Origin of the sequence: Sphingomonas phyllosphaerae, from assembly GCF_029623345.1 — a bacterium.
In the GTDB taxonomy this organism is placed as follows: Bacteria; Pseudomonadota; Alphaproteobacteria; order Sphingomonadales; family Sphingomonadaceae; genus Sphingomonas; species Sphingomonas phyllosphaerae_C.
On the sequence record NZ_JAPYKH010000044.1, the window covers coordinates 1 to 7,300 of the forward strand.

The 7,300-nt window shown below is 68.2% G+C and carries 8 protein-coding genes and 1 pseudogene; 4 read left to right on the plus strand and 5 right to left on the minus strand.

The features are described from left to right. Window positions 1–313 precede the first annotated feature (313 nt). Both QBJ89_RS19845 and glnA read left to right on the plus strand, forming a co-directional pair. Entirely contained in the window at window positions 314–652 is a 339-nt protein-coding gene (locus tag QBJ89_RS19845; protein ID WP_277982183.1) for a P-II family nitrogen regulator, read from the plus strand. Window positions 653–745: 93 nt separating this feature from the next. Then, a complete protein-coding gene (glnA, locus tag QBJ89_RS19850; protein ID WP_277982184.1) occupies window positions 746–2,158 on the plus strand; it encodes a type I glutamate--ammonia ligase in 1,413 nt (470 codons plus the stop codon). A gap of 209 nt (window positions 2,159–2,367) precedes the next feature. Here the strand turns inward: glnA and QBJ89_RS19855 are convergent, their stop codons facing one another. The 3 genes from QBJ89_RS19855 to QBJ89_RS19865 all read right to left on the minus strand — a co-directional run bounded on the left by QBJ89_RS19855 (window position 2,368) and on the right by QBJ89_RS19865 (window position 4,140). Continuing rightward, on the minus strand, window positions 2,368–2,871 hold the full coding sequence (locus QBJ89_RS19855) for a pyridoxamine 5'-phosphate oxidase family protein (RefSeq protein ID WP_277982185.1): 504 nt from the start codon (window positions 2,869–2,871) through the stop codon (window positions 2,368–2,370). Between the two features lie 182 nt (window positions 2,872–3,053). Next, entirely contained in the window at window positions 3,054–3,668 is a 615-nt protein-coding gene (rpsD, locus tag QBJ89_RS19860) for a 30S ribosomal protein S4 (protein ID WP_277982186.1), read from the minus strand. A 172-nt stretch (window positions 3,669–3,840) separates the two neighbouring features. Next, window positions 3,841–4,140 carry a DUF1244 domain-containing protein gene (locus QBJ89_RS19865; protein WP_431522559.1) on the minus strand — a complete coding sequence of 100 codons (300 nt, stop codon included), beginning with the start codon at window positions 4,138–4,140 and terminating at the stop codon, window positions 3,841–3,843. A gap of 68 nt (window positions 4,141–4,208) precedes the next feature. Between QBJ89_RS19865 and pyk the strand changes: the two genes are divergently transcribed. Continuing rightward, window positions 4,209–5,684, plus strand: coding sequence for a pyruvate kinase (gene pyk, locus QBJ89_RS19870; RefSeq protein ID WP_277982188.1), 1,476 nt, complete (start codon window positions 4,209–4,211; stop codon window positions 5,682–5,684). Window positions 5,685–5,767: 83 nt separating this feature from the next. Next, window positions 5,768–5,920, plus strand: a complete 153-nt coding sequence (locus tag QBJ89_RS19875; RefSeq protein ID WP_277982189.1) for a hypothetical protein — start codon at window positions 5,768–5,770, stop codon at window positions 5,918–5,920. Window positions 5,921–5,959: 39 nt separating this feature from the next. Here QBJ89_RS19875 and QBJ89_RS19880 read toward each other — a convergent pair whose 3' ends face one another. Both QBJ89_RS19880 and QBJ89_RS19885 read right to left on the minus strand, forming a co-directional pair. Continuing rightward, complete coding sequence (locus QBJ89_RS19880) at window positions 5,960–7,081, minus strand: M14 family metallopeptidase (protein ID WP_277982190.1); 1,122 nt, start codon at window positions 7,079–7,081, stop codon at window positions 5,960–5,962. Further along, window positions 7,078–7,300 (minus strand): annotated as a pseudogene (locus QBJ89_RS19885) (DUF4136 domain-containing protein); the annotation flags it as partial. The gene QBJ89_RS19880 and the pseudogene QBJ89_RS19885, both read right to left, overlap by 4 nt.

Here is a 7,300-nt window from a genome sequence, read left to right on the forward strand (position 1 = left end):
GCCGTGGCGCTGCCGCCATCGCCCCCACCACCGCAGCCGCCGAGCAGCAGCGAGAGCGACGACACGCCGAGGATCCAGGACGACCGGAAGTTACGCATACCGCCCCTTATCCCCTTGCCGCTTAACAAATTGGCCAGCGTCGGGTTGCTCAAAGCGGTGGCAGTCGGCGCGCCTCTGCACGTTTTTCAGGCAGGCGCGCCGGCAACCCGGCCGGTCGCCGCACTGGGTTGCCCTGAGCGTCCGCGGCTGGCACGGTCGGTGCAAGGTACCTCGCGGGGTATCGGTCTTTCATCCGAGGTGGGGCGTCAATCGCGTGAAGAAGATCGAGGCGATCATCAAGCCGTTCAAGCTGGATGAGGTGAAGGAGGCGCTGCACGAGATCGGCGTCAGCGGCATCACCGTGACCGAGGCCAAGGGCTTCGGCCGGCAGAAGGGCCATACCGAGCTATATCGCGGCGCCGAATACGTCGTCGACTTCCTGCCCAAGGTGAAGCTCGAGGTCGTCGTCGAGGACGGGCTGGCCGAGCGCGTGGTCGAGGCGATCGCCGCCGCCGCGCAGACCGGGCGGATCGGTGACGGCAAGATCTTCGTGATCCCGGTGGAGACGGCGCTGCGCATCCGCACCGGCGAGCGCGACCACGACGCGATCTGACATTTCCACCGCCCCGGCCGCGCGCCGGGTGGTCCCAGTTACCGCGCGCCCCGGCAACGTTCGGGGAACGCTCCTGCGAGAGAGAGAAGCATCATGGCGAACACGGCCGCAGACGTTGTGCAGAAGATCAAGGACGAGGAGATCGAGTGGGTCGATCTGCGTTTCACCGATCCCAAGGGCAAGTGGCAGCACCTCACCATGGTCGCCTCGCTGATGGGCGAGGACGAGTGGACCGACGGCCTGATGTTCGACGGCTCCTCGATCGCGGGCTGGAAGGCGATCAACGAGTCGGACATGATCCTCAAGCCCGACCTCGACGCGGTCTACACCGACCCGTTCTCGGCGACGGCGATGCTGATCGTGTTCTGCGACATCGTCGAGCCGTCGACCGGGGAGGGCTATAGCCGCGACCCGCGCACCACCGCCAAGCGCGCCGAGGCCTATGTCGCCACCACCGGGATCGGCGACACCGTCTACGTCGGCCCCGAGGCCGAGTTCTTCATGTTCGACGACGTCCGCTTCGAGAACGGCTACAACACCAGCTATTTCAAGGTCGACGATATCGAACTGCCGACCAATACCGGCCGCGAGTATGAGGGCGGCAACCTCGCGCACCGCCCGCGCGCCAAGGGCGGTTACTTCCCGGTCGCGCCGGTCGACTCGGCGGTCGACATCCGTGGCGAGATGGTCTCGACCATGATCGAGATGGGCCTGCCGTGCGACAAGCACCACCACGAGGTGGCCGCGGCGCAGCACGAACTGGGGCTGACCTTCGGCACGCTGACCACCACCGCCGATCGCATGCAGATCTACAAGTATGTCGTGCACCAGGTCGCGCATGCCTATGGCAAGTCGGCCACCTTCATGCCCAAGCCGATCAAGGAAGATAACGGCTCGGGGATGCACACGCACTTCTCGATCTGGAACGGCAAGGAGCCGCTGTTTGCGGGCAACGGCTATGCCGGCCTGTCCGACACCTGCCTGTATTTCATCGGCGGGATCATCAAGCACGCCAAGGCGATCAACGCCTTCACCAACCCGACCACCAACAGCTACAAGCGCCTGGTGCCGGGCTACGAGGCGCCGGTGCTGCTCGCTTACTCCGCGCGCAACCGCTCGGCGTCGTGCCGCATCCCCTACGGCACCGGTCCGAAGAGCAAGCGCGTCGAGGTCCGCTTCCCCGACGCGATGGCCAACCCGTATCTGGCCTATGCCGCGCTGCTGATGGCGGGCCTGGACGGGATCCAGAACAAGATCCATCCCGGCGAGGCGATGGACAAGAACCTGTACGATCTGCCGCCGGCCGAGCTGGCACAGGTGCCGACCGTCTGCGCGTCGCTGCGCGAGGCGCTCGACTCGCTGATGGCGGACCACGACTTCCTGCTGAAGGGCGACGTGTTCACCAAGGACCAGATCGAGGCGTATGTCGAGCTGCAGTGGCAGGACGTGGCGCGCTGGGAGATGACCCCGAGCCCGGTCGAGTACGACATGTACTACAGCGCGTAAGTCGCGCTGAGCGGCTGACGCGAGAAGGGCGCCCGGTCGTTCGGACCGGGCGCCCTTTTTCTTGTCAAATCCTCCCCGCTCGCGGGGAGGTGGCAGTGCATCGCGCTGACGGGGGGCTCTCCGCACATGCACTGCTCCGGGTGAGGTGGCCCCCCTCCACCACCGGCCTGCGGCTGGCGGTCTCCCCCGTGCCGGGGAGGAGTGTCAGCTTACGCTGGCGAGCTCTCCGCGGTGGTCGCGACCTTGGCGTGGCTGCCCGACTCGCTCGGCTTGATCGTGCCGCCGAACAGCATCTTCACGCGACCCGAAAGCGAGATGTCCGTCTCCCACAGCTCGGCGCTGTCGATGTCGACGCGCAGCAGCGCGAGGTTGGGATCCTCGCGCCCGCCCGGAAACCAGGCCTCGGCCTGCGTGTTCCAGAGCTTGTCGATCTGCGCGGCGTCGTTGTCGATGCGGGCCTGGCCGTCCATGCAGGCGAAGAAATCATGCGCCTTGGACACATATTGCGCCATCACGCGCCCGCCGCCGGCGAGCCGGTTGTCCTTGCCGACGAAGAAGAACAACGTGTCGACCTGGTCCTTGTCGAGCTGCGCGGTGAGCGGTTCGCTGTGCGCCGAGCCGTCCGCCGGGCCGACCATGACGAACGGGCTGTCCGCCATCTTCTGCCACAGGTCGTGCTTGAGCTTGGTTGGGTCGGTGTTGGCGTCCGCCATCTTGGGTCTCCTATCGATGTGGACGGAGAACGAGAGCGGGTCGGGTTGGTTGCGGGAGGAGCGCGGCGCTACGCCCCGGAGCCCACCCCAACGAAAAAACCCCGGCCCAGGGCCGGGGTTCTCGGGGGAGGGCTCGCCCTCCCGAGCCGCCCCGGCGAAACCGGGGCGACAGATTGGTCAGGTCAGCGCGAGTAGAACTCGACGACCAGGTTCGGCTCCATCTTTACCGGATAGGGCACCTCGTCCAGCGTCGGCACGCGGATGAAGGAGACCTTCGCGGCGCCGTCGGGCGCGACATACTCGGGCACTTCGCGCTCGGCGAGCTGCTGCGCCTCGAGCACCAGCGCCATTTCCTGCGCCTTGGTGCCGAGCGAGATCTCGTCGCCCACGTCGCAGCGGCGCGACGCGATATTGCACTTCACGCCGTTGACGCGGACGTGGCCGTGGCTGACCAGCTGGCGCGCGGCCCAGATCGTCGGCGCGAACTTGGCGCGATACACGATCGCGTCGAGGCGGCGCTCGAGCAGGCCGATCAGGTTCTGCGAGGTGTCGCCCTTCATGCGCGACGCCTCCTCATAGGCGTGGCGGAACTGCTTCTCGGTGACGTCGCCGTAATAGCCCTTGAGCTTCTGCTTGGCGCGCAGCTGGATGCCGAAGTCCGACATCTTGCCCTTGCGGCGCTGGCCGTGCTGGCCCGGGCCGTACTCGCGCTTGTTGACCGGGCTCTTCGGCCGGCCCCAGATGTTCTCGCCGAGACGACGGTCGAGCTTATACTTGGCGCTGCTGCGCTTCGACATCAGATATTCCTAAGCAATGGCGTACAACGTTGGTCCCGGTCATCGCGCTGCGTGATCCACGAGGTGGACACGCGCAGGCCCGCCGCTTCACCGGGGTGCGGGGGCGATTGCGAAGCGGCGCGGTTAGCGGGGCAGGGCCGCGGAGTCAAGTTCGGCGGCCGGCCGCACGCCGTCACGCGTTGCGCGTGACGCTCTCCTTCATCCGTGCCAGCTGCTCGGGTGTCGCCTCCTGCTGGTGGCGATCCTTCCACTCGGCATAGGGCATGCCGTAGATCGCCTCGCGCGCGGCGTCCTTGGGCAGCCCGCCGGCCTCGCCGACCCAGTCCGACAGGCAGTTGCGGCAGAAGCCCGCCAGCCCCATCAGGTCGACGTTCTGTGCGTCGGTGCGGTGGCGCAGGTGCCGCACCAGGCGGCGGAAGGCCGCCGCGGCGGTCGCATCGTCGAGCGTGTCGAGGGGGTCGCGCTGATCCATCTGCATCTCCGGATTTGATCCCGGCGCGTTAGTCGCTAAGGCGTCCGCGGCAAAGCAGGAAGGCGCATGTGACCGAGACCTCCGATACGATCGCCCCGCGTTCGCGCAAGGTTCGCGTGCTCGCCACCCTAGGCCCGGCGAGCGACACGCCCGAGATGATCGCGACGCTGTTCCAGGCGGGTGCGGACGCGTTCCGCATCAACATGAGCCACGGCGATCAGGCCTCCAAGGCGCAGATCATCCGATCGATCCGCGCGCTGGAGGAGAAGTTCAACCGCCCCTCGACGATCCTCGCGGATCTCCAGGGGCCGAAGCTGCGCGTCGGCAAGTTCGCCGGCGGTCGCGTGATGCTGGAGCACGGCAGCACCTTCACGCTCGACCATGACCCGACGCCGGGCGACGCGACGCGCGTGCGGCTGCCGCACCGCGAGATCTTCGCCGCGATCGAGCCCGGCGCGCGCCTGCTGCTCGACGACGGCAAGCTGGTGCTGCGCGTCACCGATCACGACGAGAATCGCATCGTCACCAATGTCGAGGTCGGCGGCGCGCTGAGCGACAACAAGGGGCTCAACGTCCCCGACGTGGTGGTGCCGATGGCGGCGCTGACCGAGAAGGACCGCTCCGACCTGTCGTTCGCGCTGGAGCAGGGGGTCGACTGGATCGCTTTGTCGTTCGTCCAGCGGCCCGAGGATCTCGCCGAGGCGCGCAAGCTGATCCAGGGCGAGGCCGCTTTGCTCGCCAAGATCGAGAAGCCCGCGGCGATCGAGCGGCTCGAGGAGATCGTCGAGATGTGCGACGGCGTGATGGTCGCGCGCGGCGACCTCGGCGTCGAGCTGCCGCCGCAGTCGGTGCCGCCGCTGCAGAAGCGCATCGTCGAGACCGCGCGCCGGATGGGCCGCCCGGTGGTGGTCGCGACGCAGATGCTCGAGTCGATGATCCAGAGCCCGTCGCCGACGCGCGCCGAGGTGTCCGACGTCGCCACCGCGATCTACGACGGCGCCGACGCGATCATGCTCTCGGCCGAGAGCGCCGCCGGTCAATGGCCGGTCGAATCGGTCGCGATGATGAACGCGATCGGCGACGCGGTGGAGCGCGACCCGATGCACGGCGACCGCATCCACTTCACCGTGACGCGGCCCGATCCCACCACCGCCGACGCGCTGGCGGAATCGGCCAAGAACATCGCGGCGACGGTGTCGGCGGCGGCGATCATCTGCTTCACCAGCTCGGGTTCGACCGCACGCCGGATCGCGCGCGAGCGTCCCTCGGTGCCGATCCTGGTGCTCACCCCCAACCGCGAGACCGCGCGGCGGCTCGGGCTGCTGTGGGGCACGCACAATGTGGTGACGCGCGACGTCGAGTCGTTCGAGGAGATGGTGGCCAAGGCGAAGCGGATCGCGCTGCGCCAGGGCATCGCGCAGGCGGGCGACCGCGTGATCGTGATGGCGGGCGTGCCGTTCCGCACGCCCGGCTCGACCAACGTGCTCCACGTCGTGCGCATCATCGGCGACGAGCTGAAGGACTATCGCGCGCGGGGCGAGTGAAGCGCGCGGCGGCGGTAGTTTCGTCCGATCGCTCCCCGGCTCGGTCGCGCATGAAGCGCGCGAACGGGGCCGGGGAAGCAAGGATGTTACGCGAGGCGACGCACGAGCTCGTGCGCACCGAATTGTCGCGCGCGCGCCGCACCGCCGTGATGGTGACCGATCCGGTCTCCGCCGGCTCGCTGCGGCGCTACATCGGTGAGCTGGAAGGGGAGCTGCACCGTCGCGCGGCGCGGTGAGGAAAACGTCCTCCCCGCGGGCGGGGAGGATCTCAGGCCTCACAATCCGTCGATCATCTCCGCGACCACCTCGAGGCACGACACGCCCAGCTCGCGGCTGCGCTCGGGGCTCCAGCCGAATGCGGCGTCGGGGTTGGGATCGTGGTCCTTGAACGGCATCTCCAGCGTCACTGACACCGCGCCGAAGCGCTCGGCGAGCTGGTTGGTCGACATCGACAGATTGGCCTTGCCCGGCGCCGAGCGCTCATAGCCCAGCTCGGTCTGGAAATCGCGGCTGTGCGCCGCCAGCCGCCGGCCGAAGTCGTAGAATTTGGCGCCGTGCGCGTCGGTCCAGGAGGGGATCCCCTCGAACCCGGCGATGAAGTTCGCCGGGATCGCCTCGTCGCCATGGACGTCCATCGCGAAGGTGACGCCGGTGCGATCCATCTCGCGCAGCACGCACAGCACCTCGGGGCTGCGCTCGGGCGATGGCGCATGCCACTCGCGGTTGAGGTTCACCCCCGCGGCGTTGGTGCGCAGATGGCCACGGCGCGTGCCGTCGGGGTTCATGTTGGGCACGACATGGACCGTCGCCGCCGCGAGCAGCGGTGCCGCGGCGTCGCTGGTGAGCCAGTCGAGCGCGCCCTCCATCCAGAATTCGGTCATCGACTCGCCGGGGTGCTGGCGGCCGTACAGCCAGACCTGCTTGGCGCCGCTGCCGAGGCGGAGATAATCGATCGCCTGGCCGTCGAGCGTCTGCCCCAGCTCACGATGCGTCACGCCGGGACACGCCGCGATCCGCGCCACCAGCCGCGCGTGCATCTCCATCGTGAACGGGGCGAAATAGGCGAACCAGGCGAGGTCGCCGGTGCCGGTCCAGTCGAACTGGAGCACGCCGCCGTCATAGCGCGTGTCGATCATCCGCCACGCCGCCAGGTCGGTCGACGCGCGCGTGCGATAGCCCGGCCAGCCGAACGGATAGGCCGACTGCCCGGCGTTGACGATGCGGAACGTCACCCGCTTGCCGCGCAGACCGGCGGCGCGGAAATAGAACCATTGGTAGAAGTCGGACTGATGGTCGCGCACGATCTCGAGATCGCACGTCCAGTCGTCCCCCTCGCCGCTCAGCTCGACCAGGCGGATATTGCCGCCATCGAAGGCGGCGTTGATCTGTAGCGTCATTTCACCTCGACCGTGCGCCCGGACTCGCCGGGGAAATCCTTGAACAGAGCGGTGGCGAGCCGCGCCGCGACCGCATTGGCGTCGGCGTCGGGCGCGCTGGTATCGGTGAGCGACTGCGCCTGCCCCTCCCAGATCGCATTGGGGCCGCGCCGCAGCCGCACTGCGAGTTCGGTCACCACGCCGATGCGCTCGCGCGGCTGGCCCAGCGGGAAGCTGATG

What these genes read in the sequence shown, in the direction of transcription:
- QBJ89_RS19875 (WP_277982189.1), top strand. Translation starts at nt 5,768, where the DNA reads ATGTTACGCGAGGCGACGCACGAGCTCGTGCGCACCGAATTGTCGCGC.
- QBJ89_RS19865 (WP_431522559.1), bottom strand. Translation starts at nt 4,140, where the DNA reads ATGGATCAGCGCGACCCCCTCGACACGCTCGACGATGCGACCGCCGCG.
- QBJ89_RS19880 (WP_277982190.1), bottom strand. Translation starts at nt 7,081, where the DNA reads ATGACGCTACAGATCAACGCCGCCTTCGATGGCGGCAATATCCGCCTG.
- glnA (WP_277982184.1), top strand. Translation starts at nt 746, where the DNA reads ATGGCGAACACGGCCGCAGACGTTGTGCAGAAGATCAAGGACGAGGAG.
- rpsD (WP_277982186.1), bottom strand. Translation starts at nt 3,668, where the DNA reads ATGTCGAAGCGCAGCAGCGCCAAGTATAAGCTCGACCGTCGTCTCGGC.
- QBJ89_RS19855 (WP_277982185.1), bottom strand. Translation starts at nt 2,871, where the DNA reads ATGGCGGACGCCAACACCGACCCAACCAAGCTCAAGCACGACCTGTGG.